Below are 19,018 nucleotides of genomic sequence, written 5' to 3' on the forward strand. Positions count from 1 at the left end.
TTTATTATGTAAATACGTAATTTCTTACGAATTTTTTAACATTTTTATTTCTCTCTGATATAAATATTACTATCTAATTTACAATTGATTACAACTTTAAGGTACAAATGAGGTACAAATATTTACAAGATTTTTCTTTTTAGAATGAATACCTCTTACCTGTGGTTGGCTATTTTAACAAAAAAAAGAGCAACTTCAACAGTTACTCTTTGTGTTATAAAACTAGTTTAATTATATTTTACCAATCACTTTTTTTACTTGGTATAGTATCACTTTTCAAAAAATCCTTTAATGATGTATTTAATGAATTAAATTCCGTTTCTATTGATGTTGGATATAATTTAAAAAGGCTTCTTAAATCGCCATTTTCTTTATAATAGACACTTGTATTTGCTAATCCTACTTCACTCCAACCGCTTATAACGGTGTATTTTGACGGTGGTGTATATTGTTCAAGTTTTGTTAAATCAAATTTATATTTTCCCTCTTTTAATGATATTTCAATTTGGTATCTAACATCATTACAAGTTAGCATACCTAAAGCTTTCATACATATCATATTAGACTTAGAACCTTCAATTCTTATGTAATCATTTTCAATTTGTGCTTTGATTACTTCTTTTGGGTTCTTGTAAGTTATCGAAACCCAATCCAAAGTTTTTTTGTATAATTCTTGTGCTGTTTTACCTTCAACAATTCCGACAACATAATCCGTAAATCCTTCTTTGGCAAACTTGAATTCTGTTTCCTGTGCATTCATAATACCTGAAGCAAAGAATAGTAATAGTAATATTTTTTTCATATTTTTTATAATTTGGATTATTAATGCTATCAATAACTTGAATTAAATCATTTTCACAATACCCGCTTTTAGTGATATTTCATAATAAAACCGCTCATCTCTGAAAGGTTATAAAAAAAATAGTCTTGATATTTGAAAATGAAGTTTACCAGTTAGATACGTAATTATCTTCTTTATCAGTAAAGTTCCCCATAATGAGTCTAACTAAATCAACTACAACACCTATTCCTAATCCTCCCAATGTGAACATGTATAATAGCCCTGTTTTCCATTTACCAACATAAAATCTATGCAAACCAAGCCATCCGAAAAAAATAGCAATTAATAAAGTTATTGTTAACCCTTTTTCAGAACCTCCCTTGACAACAATTTCTTTTCCTTGTAGAAATTTAGAAACGTTACTTAATAATAGTTCAACATTCTGTTCATTCTTTTTTGTTAATGCACCGCCTGCCAAAACTCCTGTTTTTGATTTGGACACTATAGAAATTTCAGTTTTATTTTCATCTTTTTCATTTAACTGAATTGGAATAGATTCCCCCCAAGAAGTTGCAGAAGCTGAAGTAGTGAGATTAATTCTTCCCAACATTCCATCTGAATCTTTTATCTTAAAACCCTTCATTTTTTCTGCTACGGATAAAATAGCTTTGAAAATTTCTGCCTTTGAGAATGGCAATGTTGCAGTAGTTGAGTCTGAACTTCCTAACATAATTTATTGATTTAAATTAATTGCCTACTCTATTAAGTTTTCGGCTTACCTCATTTTTAAAAAGTAATAATGCTCAAATGTAATCTGTTAAAAATCATTTACTTTACGGTTTCCCGTAAACGAGTAAATTTATTTTACATCATTAGCAATCTTTCAAACGTTCCTGACGGGAAACTCTCGGCTAATTTTATTTTATCCAAAATCTTTTTATATCGTTTCGTTTCTTTTCCGTTGTAGTGGGTTTTAAAATGCTTCTTATAAATCTGTGCATAAACCTCATCTTTTATAAATACCTTATCGAATATTGAAACTAAGAAACGGCTCTTTTTGGACTCTAATTGCTTTTCATAATACAAGTATCGGTACGCTTCTCGATGCAAAAAGTATTTAGAATTATGATACAATTTTCTGCAATGCTTTCCAGTATTCGGACAAACAAAATATAAAATTTCTCCTTTGCCTAAATTCGACGGTATAGAAACAATACGAACATTATAGTTAATACTTTCCCCGCTTTGTTTGTAGTCAAGTGTTATAAATTTTTCGTGTTCCAAAATAGTTGATTTTATACCTATCCTTGAAAGTACTTCTCCCGAACTACTCCAACTTATTATACCCGATTTTATACCGTAATTCAAATAACCCCATTCTTTGAGTTTGGTAATGCTTACCGTGTTACAACTTTCTATACTCATTTTGCTTTGATTTATAACCTAAATTATTAGGGAACGTTTATACTCTATCTGTAACGTGTTACGCTTGTGTTACACTTATTGTTACAGATAACTATTTGATTTTCAAACAAGTTACGGTTGTTACGGTTAAATTCAACTCATAATACAATATGAAATAAGTAACATTCTTTTTTATACTTACTTTTTAAAATCTGTCAGTACATTACTTTTAACCGTAACAACCGTAATATTCTAATAATGGCGTGGGTTTGAACCGTAACGGCAACCGTAACGCATTTGTAACAACCGTAACTAATTAGTGTTTTTTAATCCAATACTTTGTCCTTTTGCAATACTCAAAACCAAATTCCCTTTTTTCGGAATTAAATTTACCTATCCACGCATCAATAAAACGTTTTGCGTTCGTATGTGTAAACATTTTTTTAAATCTAAAAGGATTCTCTTTGTCATCGTAGATTCTTAAAAAGTCCGTTACATTGAAACTGTCAATCGGAATTAAATATTTAATAATCCGTTCAAATTCAGTAAAAATCACATCGTTATTAAAATACGCTTTGAAATTATCGCCCGCCTTATTGTACTCGGTTTTTATGATTCCCTTTTGTAAATACAACTCAACACATCGAAAAACAAAAGAGTAAAAACGATTCCATTCGTCGGCGTTCCAATCTTGAAAAAAGGCGCACTTAAATTCATCTTTCGGGGTGTTACTTGTATTATAGTAGTTCGTAAACTTGTATTCAATAAACCGCCCATTTGTCGAGGCGTTCCTCTCATCATAAGGAACAACCCAATTTGAAGTAATAGCGAATTTTGGCGCATCTCTAAACTTTATAGATTCAGCTTTTGACCCTTTTCTTTGACAAGATATATCGCCTAAAATATTTGTGTATAAATCATCATATTTAAAACCTGCTGGCACGTCGTCAATAATATAAACATTATGCTTTTTTTCAAGGTCTGCAAAAACAAAAGTATAACCGCTATCAAATTCTTTGCCCCCCTTAATAATTGACTCCTGTACTTCCTGTACTGCTTTTGAAATTAAAGTTTTCCCCCGCCGTCCGTTTCGGGTTTCGTCGTCTGCATCCATATCCGTAAGGACAATACAAGGGTTTTTTGTACTATCCTTATAGTTGTGGCACAAATAACCAAACATAGTCTTAAAACTCTCGACAATGTTCTTAGTGTCTTGGGTATTGGCTTCTTTTCGTCCTATCGAGGCTCTAATTAAAAACTGCTCAAACATCCCAACCTCATCGGTATAATCAAACTCTCGGCTTTGTATTTCGTGAGGTGCAAAAAATCCGTTTACATCGGCGTACTCTTTTCGTTTAAATATTCCTTTGTCATCCATATCGTAATAGTAGAAACCATTTTTAAAAGGCAGTCCGAAAGTATTTTTATCGTCTGAATAGTATTTTAACTCTACTGAGGGAATTAATAAAAAACTGTTTTTTATTGTACTAAAATTTTCCCGTGCTATTGTGTCGGCTACTGCATCAAATGAACTTCCCAACTCATTTATATTACTTTTCAAAAAAGAAACCGTGTCAGTATTATGATTGAAAAAATCAACAACGTTATTAGTATCTCTTAATAAAAATATTTTGTCGTCAGGTGTCGAAATTCTTATGAATTTTTCTTGAATAAAAAAATCGGCGTACATCGTTGGCGAAGTATAAACTTTGTCATTTTCGTCAATTGTATAAAAGTTTGCTATTTCATTTTCAATCGCTGGCTTTATACATTCCTTAATAGAGAACTCGACCCAATCAAAAACAAAAAAATTACAATCAGTTTCGGCAAGAACAAAAACGCTGTCGTGTAGTCGCACGTAATCAACTAAATCATTTTCGCTTACAAATCTGTGGATGTATTCCTTTTCGTACCTTGAGAAGTCTAAAAACGCACCTCCTTTGGTGTTGAACCTCTCAAGGGTACAAACTTTGTCCGCATCTTTGCCGTAAACCTTTGATAACTCTTTTAAAATTTCGTTTCGATCTGTTCCATTATTAGTAACATTTGAATTAAGCAAATAAGCAAAAGTTTTTTTGTCGAGAATATCATAAACGATTTGTCTATATTCTGCTTTTAATTCAATATCAATAAACGTGGGGAACGCTCTTTTAATGTCGTACTCTTTTACTTTAAAAGGCAATTCCCCACGCAATACAGACGGTATATTTGTTAAGGGGTTGTATTCTCTATGCACAACGGTTTGAACTCCAAATCCCTCGTCTAAATCGCTTGTGTATTCCCCGCTAAACTTCAATGCCATAAACAAAACATATCTTTTGTATACTTTTAAACTAAACGGGCTGAATGTTTCGCCTTTTGCTTTTGCTTCATCTACTTTTTTATAATACTCGCTTAACTTGTTGAGGTTGTTTTTAAAGTATTTAGCATCGAGTTTTATACCCGTATTAATGTAACACGAAACAAATTTTACATAGTCGTTATTCCTTAACGGCTCACTTCTTAAAAAAGAAACAACCGACAAAAAAACTTCATCCCTTTTGGTGTGATAATGCTCTCTTTTACACGCATCATAAAAAGTGAATGATTCTTTACGGCATTTGCTTTCCGTTTGGATTCTCTTTGTAAATTCCTCTATCCAGTCGCTCATTACGTCGACGTTTTGTTTGTCTTGTAATAATTTATAACTCATCGAATAAAGATAATTGGTTTGATTTCGGGAATAACTCGGGGTTTGTGGTGTATGCTCCTGCAAGGCTTCCCGTTGCTCGGCATTTTCTGTCGTGTAAAAAAGAGATTCTATTCTCTTTTAAGAATGTAGCGACGTAACGGCAAATATACGCCCTGTCAATATTCGTATCGAGTTCGACTTCTTTCATAGTTTTAGGCTCATCAAAAAACGCTTTAAAAACTATTGGCACTTGGTTTTTTACGCTTTGATATTCACTATATTTGTTGTGATTTACGGAGCGGTGGTTAGTGTTGGTACTTTCCATCGCTTATTTTTTTTTAAGATATTGTTCCGCTTTCAAAGAAGATTCTGCAACTGTCATTTTTTTACCTTGCATCAACCAATTATCAATTTCTGATTTTAGAAACCGTAATTTTTTCCCTCCTTTATGTACGGGAATAATACCAAGGTTAACCCATCCATAAACGGTATGCTTACTCGGTTTGTCTGGGTGGTAAATACAAAGTTCATTTAAATCAAACCAACAATCAGTTTTAGTTGGTTGTTCGTTACTCTTTTCAAGTAATAGCCTTTTTATTTCGCTTACTTCATTGGTAAGAATTGCAAAGGCTTTCGGTAATGTTTCAAGGGTTAAACCTTGTGTTAAATTTTCCATTTTTACAACAGTTTTAAATTATTTTCTGATGTAAAATTATGGTGTTTTATTAGCTTAACTCATTGATATTCAGTTGTATTAACTTGTATAAAAGTAAATACAAGTTTGTACAAGTGGTTTAATTTGTTTTGATTAATGTTTCAAGGTATTGTTTCATACTCGTAAACTCAACACTATCAGTAACCTCATTGAATTTATGCCCATTCATTGCGGTATAAGATGCAATTTCCCAGTCAAATTCCTTTTCGCAACATTTATGAAATTTATTCGCAATCCTTTCTTTTGGTAATAGGTTTAAATCCTGAAAAGCCAACAATAATAATTTTAGCCGTTTGCCTTTAATGTTTTTATATTGAACTTTTACCCTTTCCACTATCTCAACGCTATTTGCGTGTGTAATTACATCGCTTAATGTTATAGGTGTTTCCTGTTCCGTTATCGGTGTTTCCTGTTCTGATATTGGTGTTTCTTGTTCCGTTATCGTTTCTATATCTCGAATAGGCAAGACTTGTTCAGCTTCAATGAATTTTAAAATTTCGGATAAAAGAGTTTTAAAATAAATTTCAAGCTGGATTTCATTTTTGTCTGAAATAAGTAGTGTGTATGATTTTGTGTCTAAGTGCAATTTGAACCAATGGAAATAATCACCTTTTCTTTCAGTCCAGATTTTTGTCTTACCTTTTTTTATATTATCAAGGTATTCATTTAATTCGAAAACTAAAAAATCAAGGTTATTCCTTTTGAAAATATCTAAATCAAAGATTTTATTTTCTTTGATAAATTCTAATTTATAATAATCTAATTGGTTTTTTACCCATTCGGTATCGTAACTATTTACTACTATAATAGGCCAGAAATTTTCCTTAATAAAAAAGCTTTCACTTTCTGAAAAAGAATATTCTTCTGAAATTTTTAACCAATTTTTTCCAATTTCAAATAATTTTTCCCTCATATCTATTTTAATTTTTGCAGAATGTTGTGCCATAGATTTTAATACATACATATCAAAATCAATATTATTTATTAGTTGAATTATTTTTGATGCGTATAGAGAAAAAAATAAATTCCCATTTCTTAAATAATCCAAATTATTTCCTTTTTAAAAATCAAGTTTAATTCTATTTGATGCCGTCCTCTTTGTTTCGTCAATAATCTTAGCGTAAATCTGTGTAGTATTTAAGTCTTTATGTCCTAACATTTTCGAAACGGTATAAATATCCGTTCCCATTGATAACTGCAAAGTGGCGAACGTGTGGCGGAAGCAGTGAAACGTTATTTTCTTGCTAATTCCAGCATCCAAAACCCACTGAGTTAAATATCTGTTATCCCTTTGGTTTGTTTTTTCTATTAGGCTAAAAACCTTTTCAAAGGATTGTTTCCTTTCTCCCAACAAACCAAAAGCCTGTTCAGTTATTGGCAACGTTTCTGAACCTCCTGTTTTCTTCTGTTTAAATCTAATTAAATAACCACTATTCTCTACGTGTTGCACTTCTTCCCATATCAGTTTTTGAATATCAGAACGCCTTAAGCCTGTGAGGGCTGAAAACAAAGCCTGTATTTTAATCTCAGGGCTTTTACAGTTCGTTTTAACCAGTTTATTAAGTTCTTCAAGTGTTAAGTAGTTTCTATGAGTTTCAGCTTGTTTAACAGCATTGGTTTTATCTGCTATATTTTCAGATAGGTAACCATCTTTGTATGCTTGTTTTAATGCTGAACGAAATTTGTCATAGTACGTCTTAATCGAATTTTCAGACAATTGCATCTTATCACTCTTTTTGCTTTTGGTAGTTTCTAAAAAAAATTTAAATCCATCGCATAACTCAGGGTCAATATCTGAAAACTTCAAAGTGTTTCCTTTGTGTAATTTTAGAAAATCACAACTTCCTAACCAAATAAAACGATTAGATGAATTTTTCTTTTCAGCTAGTTTTTTGAAATATGTGATAAAATCCCCATCCTGTTTTTTATTCTTTCTAATCTGTTCCTGTTCCAGCGTACTGTATATTTCAGGCTTATTAAACTCACTTTCTTTCTTTTGCCTTATCTGTTCCGCTATATTTAAAGTATTAGTATTATGCACCTTGTCAAGCGGATTCCTTGTATTGTCAAAGACATACAAACCTAAAAATTCCCTACGTGTTTTCTCTCCACTTTCAGAATTTATAACTGCTGGATAAAAGTCGAGGTACAAGCTATGTCTTTTGCCTGAAATTGGTTTTTTGCGAAGCGTTACTTTTACTGCCATTGCCAAATATTTTTTGAGGTACAAATGAGGTACAGATGAGGTACAAATATAAACAAAACAAACAAATAACAACCATTAACAAACAAAACATAAAACAACAAAAAACCCTTGAAAAGCAATAACTTACAAGGGTTTATTATGTGTTTAACAACAGTTTATTTTGCTGTATTATTTTTCTCTGATATAAATATCGATAGGCACTCCTGAAAAGTCCCAATTTTCTCTAATTTTATTTTCAAGGTAACGCTTGTAAGGTTCCTTAACATATTGTGGCATATTAGCAAAAAACACAAATTGTGGCGTTTGCGTTGGTAATTGCATACAATATTTAATTTTCACGTACTTCCCTTTAGTTGCTGGCGGTGGGTATGCTTCAATCACTTTCAACATAAATTCGTTGAATTTTGAAGTAGCGATACGTTGTTGTCTATTTTCATAAACTTTAACCGTAGCTTCCAGTGCTTTCAATAAACGTTGTTTTGTCAAAGCAGAAACAAACAAGATAGGCACATCAGTAAATGGCATTAATTCTTCACGAATTTTATCTTCGTAATCTCTGGTAGACATCGTTTCTTTCTCAACTAAATCCCATTTGTTTACTAAAATAACAACTCCTTTTCTGTTCTTTTCGGCTAACCAAAAAATACTTTGATCCTGACCTTCAAATCCACGAGTGGCATCAATAATCAAGATACAAATATCAGAATGCTCGATTGCACGAACTGAACGCATAACAGAGTAAAACTCTAAATCTTCCTTCACTTTAGCTTTACGACGAATTCCGGCAGTATCCACCAAATTGAATTCGAATCCAAAACGGTCAAATTTAGTATCAATAGAATCTCTGGTTGTACCAGCAATATCAGTAACGATATAACGATCTTTACCAATCAATGCGTTTATAAAACTTGATTTACCTGCATTAGGACGTCCTACAACAGCAAAACGAGGTAATACTACTTCTTCTTGTGTTGGTTCAGGCTTTATAGGGAATGATTCAATTAAAGCATCCAATAAATCTCCTGTTCCACTTCCTGAAATACTAGCAAAAGTATAATACTCACCTAAACCAAGGTTGTAAAATTCTATAGCATCTTTTTCACGCATAGCGTTGTCAACCTTATTTACTGCAAGTAAAACGGGTTTCGTCACCTTACGTAATAGTCTTGCAACAGCATCGTCCATAGGAGTAATACCCTCTTCAACATCTACTACAAATATAATTACATCAGCCTCATCAATAGCTAACTCTACTTGTTTACGAATTTCGCCTTCAAAAACGTCATCCGATCCACGTACGTATCCTCCCGTATCAATTACTGAAAATTCTTTTCCATTCCACTCGCTCTTACCATAGTTTCTATCACGGGTAACTCCCGAAACTGAATCTACAATGGCTTCTCTTCTTTGTATCAGCCTATTAAAAAGGGTTGATTTCCCCACATTAGGTCTTCCTACTATCGCAACAATATTGTTCATAATATAAATTCAAATATTTTGCAAAGGTAGTGTAAAAAGAGCGAATATCAATTATTTTACTATATTAGCTCAAACCTTAGTTATAAAATTCCAAATTTTATTATATGAACCCCGAAAATGAGATAACACTTCGACTGCGTTTTTACAAAGATATTTCGGAAAACATAGAACATACCAGACAAAAATTTGATTGCTATTCCAATGAAAAAAAGGGTGATTTCATCATAAAAAAAGCGGATAATCACATCTGGATAAACATCGCCACTCCCAAGAAAAGATATTGGACACCTCATTTGCATCTAGAATTAGTGCCAAAAGGGGATTCTGAAACTCATATTAGAGGACTGTATGGACCTGACCCAACTCTTTGGACTTTTTTTATGTTTCTCCATTTCATCATTGCAGGAATGTTTTTAATTTTTAGTGGTATCGCTTATTCTCATTATGTATTAAAAAATTCTACAACATTAGATTTAACAATAATGACACTGATGGTTGCCTTTTGGTTTTCGTTATATTATCTGGCTAAATTCATTAGAAAAAAAGGACACCAGCAGATGAATGAACTGGAAGCCTGTTTTAATACAATTCTAAAAGAATATATTAACTGAAAGCAAAAAAAAGTCCCAATGCAATCTTCTATAGAATGTATTGGGACTTTTAAATTTACATTGTAACTTCAAAATGAAAATTACAATATTGAAAAACTATTGATTGTATCCAAATCGTTTTAGCATATTTGCGTTGCTTCTCCAGTTTTTATTGACCTTAACGTACAACTCAATATGGATTTGTTTTCCAAAGAATTTTTCTAAATCAGCACGAGATTCCATACCTACCTTTTTCAAGGCAGCACCTTTATGGCCAATAATAATTCCTTTTTGGGTATCACGTTCCACCATAATCAACGAACGAATTCTAATGATATCGTCAGTTTCAACAAATTCTTCAGTTACGATTTCTACCGCATAAGGAATTTCTTTACTGTAATTCAATAAAATTTTCTCACGAATCGTTTCGTTAACGAAGAAACGTTCGGGCTTATCTGTTAATTGATCTTTTGGATAATAGGCTGGTGATTCTGGCAATAATTGAATTATTCTACCAAAAACTTCAGGTACATTAAAATTCTTTAGTGCTGAAATTGGAAAAATTTCGGCATTTGGAACTTTCTCAGTCCAGAAAGCCACTTGCTCTTCTAGTTGCTCTTGATTTGAATTATCAATCTTATTCAACAATAAAAGAACTGGAATTTTAGCGTGAATAATTTTATTAAAAAAGGCTTCATCTTTTAAATCCTGCTCCCCTATCTCCACCATGTAAATCAAAATATCAGCATCTTCAAAAGCTGACTTTACAAAGTTCATCATCGAAGCCTGCATTTCGTATGCTGGTTTGATGATTCCTGGGGTATCAGAAAGGATAAGCTGAAAATCTTCTCCATTTACAATACCTAATATTCTATGACGAGTTGTTTGCGCTTTAGACGTAATGATAGACAACCTTTCCCCTACAAATGCGTTCATTAACGTTGATTTCCCAACGTTTGGATTCCCTATAATGTTTACAAAACCTGCTTTATGTGACATTTAATATATTATTTATTTTGCAAAGGTAGTTATATCAAGTCAATAGACGAAATAAAACATTTTTTTTATAAATTATGTTGGATATAACAAATATCGTTGTACCTTTGCCTCCGAAACAACGCGGGATAGAGCAGTAGGCAGCTCGTCGGGCTCATAACCCGAAGGTCACAGGTTCGAGTCCTGTTCCCGCTACTAAGTAGCCTTATTGAGATTACAAAACGCACATCGCGGGATAGAGCAGTAGGCAGCTCGTCGGGCTCATAACCCGAAGGTCACAGGTTCGAGTCCTGTTCCCGCTACTAGAAAAGCTTCATAGAAATATGAGGCTTTTTTTTATGCAGTATACTTAAAATATTTCAAACCTCTTCCCTTTCATAACAATTCAATACACTCTTTATCAGCATATCATCTTAACTGATAATAAGTCAAATAGTAAAGCAAGTTTAGGGATCTACCTATTTCTTTGCCTTTAATTGCATAGACTTTAAAATTCGACACCCATACACCCTTTAAAAAAAACGAAAAAACCTGTGAAGAATAAACTCCACAGGTTTTTTGGACTAACTAAATCATTAAAAACAACTATCTTAAAAACAGTAAATAAACTGCTGTAATTACATTATAAACATCCATTTAATCTTCAGACACAAAAGGACGGGAGTTATCAAGTGATACATTCAATAAGACCATTGCTCCTTTTTCATTTACCATTGTCATATTTAAGGTGTCCAAAATCGCCAGTTTTTTTGAAGTCAAACCACTAAACTTATTATAAGAAATATTCATTTCTTTAAGATTAACTAGATTTTCTAAATCAAAAGGAATTTGACCATCCATATTGTTTTCAAACAAACTAAAATTCTCTAACATTTTTAAATTTGAAACTTCATTACTCAACTTCCCGCTTAACTTATTACTATTTAACAGTAACACTTTTAATGTTTTAACTTTATAAAGAGAACTTGGTATTTGACCTTCTATCTCATTATTAAAAACTGCCAATGTTACTAATTGCTGTAAATTCCCAATTTGCTCAGGAAGTGCACCAGTAATGCTGTTCATATAAAGAGCAAGATTCTGCAAATTTTTCATTTCACAAATTGACGCAGGTATTACACCAGTAATTTTATTAAATGAAAGATCCAAAACTTTTAAATCTTTTAAGTTTTCTAATGACATTGGAATAGTACCCGTAATACTATTTTTATGAAAATTAATTTCTTGCAGATCTACAAGATTAGAAATTTCAGAAGGTATTTCTCCCACTAAATTATTATCGGATAAATCCAAAGAAATAACTTTATCTCCATTTAATTTCACTCCATACCAAGTTGAAATTGGCGTAGATAAATCCCACTTCTTAGTCCAGTTTTCACCATTAGTAGACTTATACAATTTTAAAAGAGTTGCCTTGTCTGAAATTGAAACATCAGCCATCATAGAAAATGAAGCAAAAACAGTTAACAGTAGGGTAAGTAGATTTTTCATAACTTATGGGGTATTACTTATTTTGAATATTTAAAAGTAGCTACTAAATAGCCTATGAGCAAAAATAATCGACGAACTACACTTTTTGTTACTTTAAAAAGGTATTATTCTTACAAAATATTAACTAGCATATTTAAAAAAAAGAATTATATTTGAATTTCAAACCTAAATCATAACCTTATGGAAATTAACTTCTTAGCACTTTTAGTAGCTGCAGTATCAACATTATTAGTAGGATTTGTATGGTATCACCCAAAAGTTTTTGGAACGCTCTGGATGAAAGAATCTGGAATGACTGAAGACAAAATGAAAGGCGGCAATATGTTCTTAATTTTTGGAATGGCGGTAATTTACGCCTTCCTTATGGGAATAATTCTTCAATCTCTAGCCATACATCAATGGGGAGCCTTTAGTATGGTTGGTGGAGATGCAGCATCTGCAAAACCATCTTATGAAGCTTTTATGGCCGATTATGGAACTGCATTCCGAACATTCAAACACGGAGCGCTTCATGGCTTCCTAACAGGTTTATTTCTTGCACTACCAATTATAGGTACAAATGCCCTTTTTGAAAAAAGAAGCTGGAAATACACATTAGTAAGCGGAGGTTTTTGGATTGTTTGCTTTACTATAATGGGCGGTATTATTTGTGCTTGGACTTAAAAAATCATACCCATATAAAATCTCGTCTTCTAATATTTAAGGAGACGAGTTTTTTTTACAACAATTTTTCTATTGCAGTAGCCAATTCAATATCTTTATCCGTGAGTCCATTTGCATCGTGAGTCGACAAACGAATATCTACTTTATTATAAACATTAAAAAGTTCTGGATGATGGTTTTGTTTTTCGGCTAAGAGTCCCACTTGAACTATAAACCCAAGTGCTTGACTGAAATTCTTGAAAGTAAACTTCTTTTCAATTCCGCTATTATTATAGCTCCAGTCCTTTAAACTTAGCAAAACCGGCTTTGCCGTTATTTCGTTATATACATTCATAATGGTTACTTTTTAATAAAATTAGTTAAAATTACCTCAATTACTTTCTCTTTTAACTTTATATATTAATTTCGTAAAATATAATAAAACGATACCTTGGATTCTAATTTTTCATTTCAAATATATTCTTCCGTACACAACCTCCCTTCTAATTGGGACACTTTAGCTATAAACAATATATTTCTATCTAAGGATTATTTAAACTTATTAGAGATTTCTGCTCCAAAAAATATGACTTGCCATTTCATTGGGTTATTCATTGATTCAGAACTAGTAGGTATCGCATTATCTCAATTTATAAATTTAAGTGATGTAAGTTCATTTGGAGAAAGGGACAATTGCATAAAAACAAAAATCAGGAATATTGCTTTTAAAAATTTAAGTTCTAATGTATTAGTGATTGGAAACAATATGCTGACTGGTCAAAACGGGTATAGTTTTAGCAAAAAACTTCCTTATCAAGAAGGTCTCCTATTATTAAACAAGGTAGCTATTGAATTAGGAAACGAATTCAATAAAAAAAAATCAAAGGTTCATCTAACTATTTTTAAAGACATTTCAGAAACGGAAATTCAACATTATAACATTCCCGAATTCAAATCTTACTTTCAGTTCACCACACAGCCTAATATGATTTTCCATATTAGAGATTCCTGGAACACCTTTGACAATTACATTGAAAGTATTAGTAAAAAATATAGAGATCAATATAAAAGAGCCAGAAAAAAGGCGGACGGGATTTCAAAAAGGAAATTGTCACTCGAAGAAATCAAACTCTACAATACAAGAATACACGAATTATATATGGATGTTGCTAAAAATGCTCCGTTCAACACTTTCTATTTACCAGAAAATCATTTTACTTTTTTTAAAAAATCGTTGAAAGACAAATTCCTTTTTTACGGGTATTTTATAGATGACCATTTAATAGGCTTTAATACATTGATAAAAAACGGCGATGACATTGATACCTATTTTCTAGGCTATGATGAAAAGTGCCAAAGGGAGAAAATGCTCTACTTGAATATGTTGTATGATATGATAGGTTATTCTATAAATAAAGGGTTCAGCCAAATTATTTTCGCAAGAACCGCCTTGGAAATCAAAAGCTCTGTAGGGGCCAAGGCTGTTACTATGTACGGACTAATGAAACACAGCAATCCTTTTATCAATTTCTTCATATCGAAAGCTTTTAACTATTTCGAACCTAAATTAGAATGGCAGGAGCGAAATCCGTTTAAATAATTTGAAAAATCAAGGAATCGCTATTTTAGTTTTTTTTGATAATATTTCAATATTCAGTTCGGTTTCAGCACCGCAAAATTCTCCGTCTATTTGAAAACTAACGGGAATATTAGTTTTAATCGTGGCTTTATCAGTTGAAATAATAAGAACCTCTTTTGGATCTAAAGGCATATTACCCGAAACGATTTTTCCAAAAACCATTAAGTCCAAATTTTTTAAAATAATCAATTCAAACTTACCGTCATCCAGCACACCGTGAGGATTGATGACAACTCCTGTGCCATATTTTTGGGCATTTGCAATAACAATCATATGAGCCTCGCATTCAATAACCGCATTATTAGCAGAAATTATAGCTTCAAATAATTCTTCTTTACCAATTAAAGTATTAAAAACCTGTAAAGCGTAGCCCCATCTTCCATGTATAGCACTATTTTCATAGTTTTTAATAAGTTCCGCGTTTAATCCTATATCACTAAGATGCAAACTTCTTTTACCGTTAATGACTACCATATCCACTTCCATAAAATTATTATGAAAAGCAATAATGAGGTTTTCATCTAAAGTTTTAATTAAATTCAATTCGACTGCCAGGCCGTTTGCAGAACCCGCCGGTAGGATTCCAAGAATTACATCCTCCTCTTCCATTGCTTCACTTGCCATTTTAATAGTTCCATCTCCACCTGCAACAATAATTCGTTCCGGTTTAAAGGCAGCGTACAATTCCTGTATTTTTAAAATATCATTGGTTCCCGAAGTTTCATAAAGAATAAAATTTAGATTTTCTTTGGCAGCAAAAAGTGCTGTGGCCTCGATAAATTCCGATTTATCAATACCGCCAGACACAGGATTAGAAATCATTATAACATTCTTTTTCAACACAATACTTCTTTAATTCCTTAAATTTAATTAAATTTAAACACACTTCAAAAGTATTCGATCAAATGAAGCCAATTTTAAAGTTATATCGCGGATATGCTAATGAGCAGGAATTGATTGTGATGGGGCATGTCTTTAAACCAACTAATAGGAAAGATTATGATTTCCTCTCGAAGAATTTCAAGAATGCGAGCTCTATCATTAGTATGTTTCGAATAAAAACGCAGTTAAATGCCGATGTCTATTTGACTCACAACAACATTAAAATACACACCAAGACATTAATAGACGGTTATTTTAAATTTTGCATTCCGTTAAATCAGGACCAATATGGCTGGGTTGATTATGAGGTGAGCATTATACACGATAACAAAGAAATCGTAAGCAAGGAGAGTTATGTGCGTCCTCAAAAAGGGGAATTAGGAATCATTTCAGATATTGATGATACTTTTCTAGTTTCGTACACGGTAAATCCCTTAAAAAAATTATACAATCTTTTATTTTTGAATGTTAATTCCAGAAAAATATATAAAGATGTTGTTCCTCATTATCAAGCTTTAAGTACAGCTGGAAGAAGCAACAAAGGGGAGCAAAATGCCTTTTTTTATGTTTCCAGTAGCGAATGGAATTTATACCGATTTATCGTGAGATTCACTGAAATCCACGAACTCCCAAAAGCCGTTTTATTGTTAAAAGACATTAAAACAAGTTTGACTAATTTTATTTGGACAGGACGAGGGGGACACAATCATAAATTTGAAAAAATAAAACACATATTAGAATTCTACCCAAATCTAAAATATGTTTTGATAGGTGATGATTCTCAAAAAGATCCTTTTTTATATGAATCGATAAGTAAAATTTTTCCTTTAACAGTAAAAGCAATTTACATCCGGCAGGCAGGAAAGCATAAAAAAGAAAAAGTCACCCTAGCACTGGAAAATCTAGAGAGTTTGAATATTGCCGTTTGTTATTTTAAAAATAGTTCAGAGGCCCTCGCTCATTCTAAGGAAATAGGATTGATTCTTTAAAAACACAATATTGAATCCTTAAACTCATAGCCCAGATAGAAATGAAAACCCTTTACATAAAAAAAATCCTTTTTTACCACTAGGGCAGAGCGACCAAAGGAAGCTCCTGCAATAGTGTGGCAAAAAAAGATTTTTTGTGGAAAGGTTGAAATGTATAGCTGGAATGGCTACAAATTATCAATTTCTTCTTGAACATTTTCCCAGTCGGACAAAAATTTATCTAACTCGGCTTTCTTTTTATTGTAAGCGGTGAAAAATTTAGCGTCCTCGATATGTTTATCATAATTAGAAGTTAACATTTTATCATCGTTTTGAATGTCTTTTTCTAATTGCTTTATTTGGCTTTCTATTTTGCTTAGACGGTTTTGCAATGATTTCCCCTTCTTTTGATCTTCATAAGAGGCTTTGTTACTGTCTTTTGGAGCCGCAGCTTTCAATGCATCTTTCTTCTCGACTTCACGCATATTCTCTAAATTACGCTGCTCTAAGAAGTAGTTTACATCTCCCAAGTATTCTTTTATTTTTTGATCACGGAATTCATAAACGATATTTGACATTCCCTGAAGGAAATCCCTATCGTGAGAAACTAAAAGCAAGGTTCCCTCATATTTTTGCAAAGCGGCTTTCAGTACATTTTTGGATTTTATATCCAAGTGATTCGTAGGCTCATCCATTACCAAAACATTGATAGGCTGTAAAAGTAATTTACATAGCGCCAGACGGTTTCTTTCACCCCCTGAAAGGACTTTTACCTTTTTCTCGACATCATCACCACGAAACAGGAATGAACCCAGCATATCACGTACTTTTGCACGATTAGTGTCTGTTGCTGCGTCTTCCATAGTTTGAAGCAAGGTTATCTCTCCATCTAAGTATTCAGCTTGGTTTTGAGCAAAATAACCCACTTGTACATTATGTCCTAATTTTATTTCTCCTTCATATTCAAACTCATTTACTATGGCTTTGATAAAAGTTGATTTCCCTTGTCCATTTTGACCCACAAAAGCAATCTTGCTTCCGCGTTCCACTAATAATGAAATGTCTTTCAATATGGTTTTATCGCCATAACTTTTAGTTACTTTTTCAGCTTCTATTACCACTCTACCCGGAACTTTAGAAAGTGGGAAAGAGATATTCATTACTGAATTATCATCCTCGTCTACTTCTATACGTTCTATTTTGTCCAGTTTTTTAATCATCGACTGCGCCATAGAAGCTTTGGAAGCTTTGGCACGAAATTTCTCGATTAGCTTTTCAGTTTCTTCGATTTTCTTGGCTTGATTTTTTTGTGTAGCCAATTGCTTTTCACGAATTTCATGACGCAATTCTAAATATTGAGAATACGGTTTATTAAAATCGTAAGCTTTACCCAAGGAAATTTCGATAGTTCTATTCGTCACATTGTCCAAGAACATTTTATCGTGCGAAACAATTACCACTACACCAGGGTAATTACGCAAGAAACTCTCTAACCATATGATACTCTCAATATCCAAGTGATTCGTAGGCTCATCCAGTAGCAAAACATCATTAGCCTGTAATAACAATTTAGCTAATTCAATACGCATTCTCCAACCTCCAGAGAAAGTTTCTGTTTGGTTATTGAACACATCTCTTTTAAAACCTAGACCCAAAAGAATCTTTTCAGTATCACCTACATAATTATAACCTCCCAATAAATCAAATCGATGGGTATAATCAGATAAGTCTTCAATTATTTTTGAATACTCTTCACTTTCATAATCAGTACGAGTGACCAATTGATGATTGATTTCTTCTAATTTTTTTTCTACAATCTTAATTTCAGTAAATGCTTCGTAAGCCTCTTCAAGAACAGTTCGTCCTTGCTCAAAATCAATGTCTTGACGCAAAAAACCCATTCTAACGTCTTTTTCCTGAGAAATCACACCTGTATCAGGAAGGAAATCTCCAGCTAACATTTTGAGCATCGTAGATTTTCCTGCACCGTTTTTTCCAACAAGACCTACACGGTCTCCAGCACCTAGACGAAATGTTACTTCTTCAAATAAATAAGTACCACCAAACGAAACAGATAAATTGTGTATATTAAGCATGTATTGTTATTTTATTCCTTTTTGAATTTGTAAATTCGCATTTATAAATAAGGAAAAATTAAATTTTTTGCAAATGTTAAAAAAAGGATCCAAATTATATAGCATTTTAACAGGAACTTGTCCTAAATGTCAGAATGAGAGTATGTATTTGGATAAAAATCCGCTGCATTTGAGTAAAGTTTTGAAAATGCACGAAAATTGCAGTCATTGTGGTTTAAAATATCAAATTGAACCATCCTTCTTTTATGGGGCAATGTATGTTAGTTATGGATTAAATGTCGCAATAGGAATTGCAGTATTTATAATATCATATGTGCTCCTTAATTATGATATAAAAGTTTCCTTTATTTCGATAGTCGCTTCGCTTATTGTATTATTCCCATTTGTATTAAGATGGTCAAGAAACATATACATCAATATGTTTATTTCATACGATCCAACATCAAAGAAATAAAAAC

19 protein-coding genes and 2 tRNA genes are annotated in these 19,018 nt (G+C 32.4%); 7 read left to right on the plus strand and 14 right to left on the minus strand.

Annotated features, from left to right (window positions below; all coding sequences use genetic code 11):
* Nucleotides 1–238: 238 nt before the first annotated feature.
* From FLAK523_RS00780 to der, 9 genes are all read right to left on the minus strand, one after another.
* Entirely contained in the window at nt 239–802 is a 564-nt protein-coding gene (locus FLAK523_RS00780; RefSeq protein ID WP_248905352.1) for a DUF4468 domain-containing protein, read from the minus strand.
* 145 nt (nt 803–947) lie between these two features.
* Nucleotides 948–1,511 (minus strand): TM2 domain-containing protein, encoded by a 564-nt coding sequence (locus FLAK523_RS00785; RefSeq protein ID WP_248905354.1) that lies wholly within the window; start codon nt 1,509–1,511, stop codon nt 948–950.
* Nucleotides 1,512–1,645: 134 nt separating this feature from the next.
* A complete protein-coding gene (locus FLAK523_RS00790) occupies nt 1,646–2,206 on the minus strand; it encodes a hypothetical protein (RefSeq protein WP_248905357.1) in 561 nt (186 codons plus the stop codon).
* 295 nt (nt 2,207–2,501) lie between these two features.
* Nucleotides 2,502–4,835 (minus strand): hypothetical protein, encoded by a 2,334-nt coding sequence (locus tag FLAK523_RS00795; RefSeq protein WP_248905359.1) that lies wholly within the window; start codon nt 4,833–4,835, stop codon nt 2,502–2,504.
* Between the two features lie 31 nt (nt 4,836–4,866).
* Entirely contained in the window at nt 4,867–5,181 is a 315-nt protein-coding gene (locus tag FLAK523_RS00800) for a hypothetical protein (RefSeq protein WP_248905361.1), read from the minus strand.
* Nucleotides 5,182–5,184: 3 nt separating this feature from the next.
* Entirely contained in the window at nt 5,185–5,532 is a 348-nt protein-coding gene (locus tag FLAK523_RS00805; RefSeq protein WP_248905363.1) for a helix-turn-helix domain-containing protein, read from the minus strand.
* A 118-nt stretch (nt 5,533–5,650) separates the two neighbouring features.
* A complete protein-coding gene (locus FLAK523_RS00810; protein WP_248905365.1) occupies nt 5,651–6,517 on the minus strand; it encodes a hypothetical protein in 867 nt (288 codons plus the stop codon).
* 114 nt (nt 6,518–6,631) lie between these two features.
* Nucleotides 6,632–7,777 carry a site-specific integrase gene (locus tag FLAK523_RS00815; RefSeq protein ID WP_248905367.1) on the minus strand — a complete coding sequence of 382 codons (1,146 nt, stop codon included), beginning with the start codon at nt 7,775–7,777 and terminating at the stop codon, nt 6,632–6,634.
* Nucleotides 7,778–7,945: 168 nt separating this feature from the next.
* Nucleotides 7,946–9,256 carry a ribosome biogenesis GTPase Der gene (gene der, locus FLAK523_RS00820; protein ID WP_248905369.1) on the minus strand — a complete coding sequence of 437 codons (1,311 nt, stop codon included), beginning with the start codon at nt 9,254–9,256 and terminating at the stop codon, nt 7,946–7,948.
* 104 nt (nt 9,257–9,360) lie between these two features.
* Between der and FLAK523_RS00825 the strand changes: the two genes are divergently transcribed.
* Nucleotides 9,361–9,867 carry a hypothetical protein gene (locus FLAK523_RS00825; RefSeq protein WP_248905371.1) on the plus strand — a complete coding sequence of 169 codons (507 nt, stop codon included), beginning with the start codon at nt 9,361–9,363 and terminating at the stop codon, nt 9,865–9,867.
* Nucleotides 9,868–9,963: 96 nt separating this feature from the next.
* Here the strand turns inward: FLAK523_RS00825 and era are convergent, their stop codons facing one another.
* Nucleotides 9,964–10,845, minus strand: coding sequence for a GTPase Era (gene era, locus FLAK523_RS00830; RefSeq protein ID WP_248905380.1), 882 nt, complete (start codon nt 10,843–10,845; stop codon nt 9,964–9,966).
* A 119-nt stretch (nt 10,846–10,964) separates the two neighbouring features.
* Here era and FLAK523_RS00835 point away from each other — a divergent pair.
* A tRNA-Met gene (locus FLAK523_RS00835) sits at nt 10,965–11,037 on the plus strand.
* Between the two features lie 34 nt (nt 11,038–11,071).
* Nucleotides 11,072–11,144 (plus strand) — tRNA-Met (locus FLAK523_RS00840).
* Between the two features lie 334 nt (nt 11,145–11,478).
* On the opposite strand, the gene FLAK523_RS00845 is transcribed toward FLAK523_RS00840, so the two are convergent.
* Nucleotides 11,479–12,333, minus strand: coding sequence for a Two component regulator three Y domain protein (locus tag FLAK523_RS00845; RefSeq protein ID WP_248905382.1), 855 nt, complete (start codon nt 12,331–12,333; stop codon nt 11,479–11,481).
* Nucleotides 12,334–12,513: 180 nt separating this feature from the next.
* Between FLAK523_RS00845 and FLAK523_RS00850 the strand changes: the two genes are divergently transcribed.
* Nucleotides 12,514–12,996, plus strand: a complete 483-nt coding sequence (locus FLAK523_RS00850; RefSeq protein ID WP_248905405.1) for a DUF1761 domain-containing protein — start codon at nt 12,514–12,516, stop codon at nt 12,994–12,996.
* A 55-nt stretch (nt 12,997–13,051) separates the two neighbouring features.
* On the opposite strand, the gene FLAK523_RS00855 is transcribed toward FLAK523_RS00850, so the two are convergent.
* The gene (locus tag FLAK523_RS00855) at nt 13,052–13,330 is read right to left on the minus strand and encodes a 4a-hydroxytetrahydrobiopterin dehydratase (RefSeq protein ID WP_248905415.1); all 279 of its coding nucleotides are present in this window, start codon (nt 13,328–13,330) and stop codon (nt 13,052–13,054) included.
* 96 nt (nt 13,331–13,426) lie between these two features.
* On the opposite strand from FLAK523_RS00855, the gene FLAK523_RS00860 reads away from it, so the two are divergent.
* Nucleotides 13,427–14,575: a peptidogalycan biosysnthesis protein gene (locus FLAK523_RS00860; RefSeq protein WP_248905417.1), complete on the plus strand. Its 1,149-nt coding sequence runs from the start codon at nt 13,427–13,429 to the stop codon at nt 14,573–14,575.
* Nucleotides 14,576–14,584: 9 nt separating this feature from the next.
* Here the strand turns inward: FLAK523_RS00860 and FLAK523_RS00865 are convergent, their stop codons facing one another.
* Nucleotides 14,585–15,436 carry a diacylglycerol kinase family protein gene (locus FLAK523_RS00865; RefSeq protein WP_248905419.1) on the minus strand — a complete coding sequence of 284 codons (852 nt, stop codon included), beginning with the start codon at nt 15,434–15,436 and terminating at the stop codon, nt 14,585–14,587.
* Between the two features lie 83 nt (nt 15,437–15,519).
* On the opposite strand from FLAK523_RS00865, the gene FLAK523_RS00870 reads away from it, so the two are divergent.
* The gene (locus FLAK523_RS00870) at nt 15,520–16,485 is read left to right on the plus strand and encodes an App1 family protein (RefSeq protein WP_248905422.1); all 966 of its coding nucleotides are present in this window, start codon (nt 15,520–15,522) and stop codon (nt 16,483–16,485) included.
* Nucleotides 16,486–16,652: 167 nt separating this feature from the next.
* Here FLAK523_RS00870 and FLAK523_RS00875 read toward each other — a convergent pair whose 3' ends face one another.
* Nucleotides 16,653–18,560, minus strand: coding sequence for an ABC-F family ATP-binding cassette domain-containing protein (locus FLAK523_RS00875; protein WP_248905424.1), 1,908 nt, complete (start codon nt 18,558–18,560; stop codon nt 16,653–16,655).
* 73 nt (nt 18,561–18,633) lie between these two features.
* On the opposite strand from FLAK523_RS00875, the gene FLAK523_RS00880 reads away from it, so the two are divergent.
* Nucleotides 18,634–19,014 carry a DUF983 domain-containing protein gene (locus tag FLAK523_RS00880; protein ID WP_248905426.1) on the plus strand — a complete coding sequence of 127 codons (381 nt, stop codon included), beginning with the start codon at nt 18,634–18,636 and terminating at the stop codon, nt 19,012–19,014.
* Nucleotides 19,015–19,018: the final 4 nt, after the last annotated feature.

The organism is Flavobacterium sp. K5-23 (assembly GCF_023278045.1).
GTDB lineage: Bacteria > Bacteroidota > Bacteroidia > Flavobacteriales > Flavobacteriaceae > Flavobacterium.

Coding starts and splice junctions, on each gene's coding strand:
- FLAK523_RS00815 (WP_248905367.1), bottom strand. CDS start 7,777: ATGGCAGTAAAAGTAACGCTTCGCAAAAAACCAATTTCAGGCAAAAGA.
- FLAK523_RS00785 (WP_248905354.1), bottom strand. CDS start 1,511: ATGTTAGGAAGTTCAGACTCAACTACTGCAACATTGCCATTCTCAAAG.
- FLAK523_RS00780 (WP_248905352.1), bottom strand. CDS start 802: ATGAAAAAAATATTACTATTACTATTCTTTGCTTCAGGTATTATGAAT.
- FLAK523_RS00855 (WP_248905415.1), bottom strand. CDS start 13,330: ATGAATGTATATAACGAAATAACGGCAAAGCCGGTTTTGCTAAGTTTA.
- FLAK523_RS00845 (WP_248905382.1), bottom strand. CDS start 12,333: ATGAAAAATCTACTTACCCTACTGTTAACTGTTTTTGCTTCATTTTCT.
- FLAK523_RS00865 (WP_248905419.1), bottom strand. CDS start 15,436: ATGATTTCTAATCCTGTGTCTGGCGGTATTGATAAATCGGAATTTATC.
- FLAK523_RS00810 (WP_248905365.1), bottom strand. CDS start 6,517: ATGGCACAACATTCTGCAAAAATTAAAATAGATATGAGGGAAAAATTA.
- era (WP_248905380.1), bottom strand. CDS start 10,845: ATGTCACATAAAGCAGGTTTTGTAAACATTATAGGGAATCCAAACGTT.
- FLAK523_RS00790 (WP_248905357.1), bottom strand. CDS start 2,206: ATGAGTATAGAAAGTTGTAACACGGTAAGCATTACCAAACTCAAAGAA.
- FLAK523_RS00880 (WP_248905426.1), top strand. CDS start 18,634: ATGTTAAAAAAAGGATCCAAATTATATAGCATTTTAACAGGAACTTGT.
- FLAK523_RS00875 (WP_248905424.1), bottom strand. CDS start 18,560: ATGCTTAATATACACAATTTATCTGTTTCGTTTGGTGGTACTTATTTA.
- FLAK523_RS00800 (WP_248905361.1), bottom strand. CDS start 5,181: ATGGAAAGTACCAACACTAACCACCGCTCCGTAAATCACAACAAATAT.
- FLAK523_RS00870 (WP_248905422.1), top strand. CDS start 15,520: ATGAAGCCAATTTTAAAGTTATATCGCGGATATGCTAATGAGCAGGAA.
- FLAK523_RS00795 (WP_248905359.1), bottom strand. CDS start 4,835: ATGAGCGACTGGATAGAGGAATTTACAAAGAGAATCCAAACGGAAAGC.
- FLAK523_RS00825 (WP_248905371.1), top strand. CDS start 9,361: ATGAACCCCGAAAATGAGATAACACTTCGACTGCGTTTTTACAAAGAT.
- FLAK523_RS00805 (WP_248905363.1), bottom strand. CDS start 5,532: ATGGAAAATTTAACACAAGGTTTAACCCTTGAAACATTACCGAAAGCC.
- der (WP_248905369.1), bottom strand. CDS start 9,256: ATGAACAATATTGTTGCGATAGTAGGAAGACCTAATGTGGGGAAATCA.
- FLAK523_RS00850 (WP_248905405.1), top strand. CDS start 12,514: ATGGAAATTAACTTCTTAGCACTTTTAGTAGCTGCAGTATCAACATTA.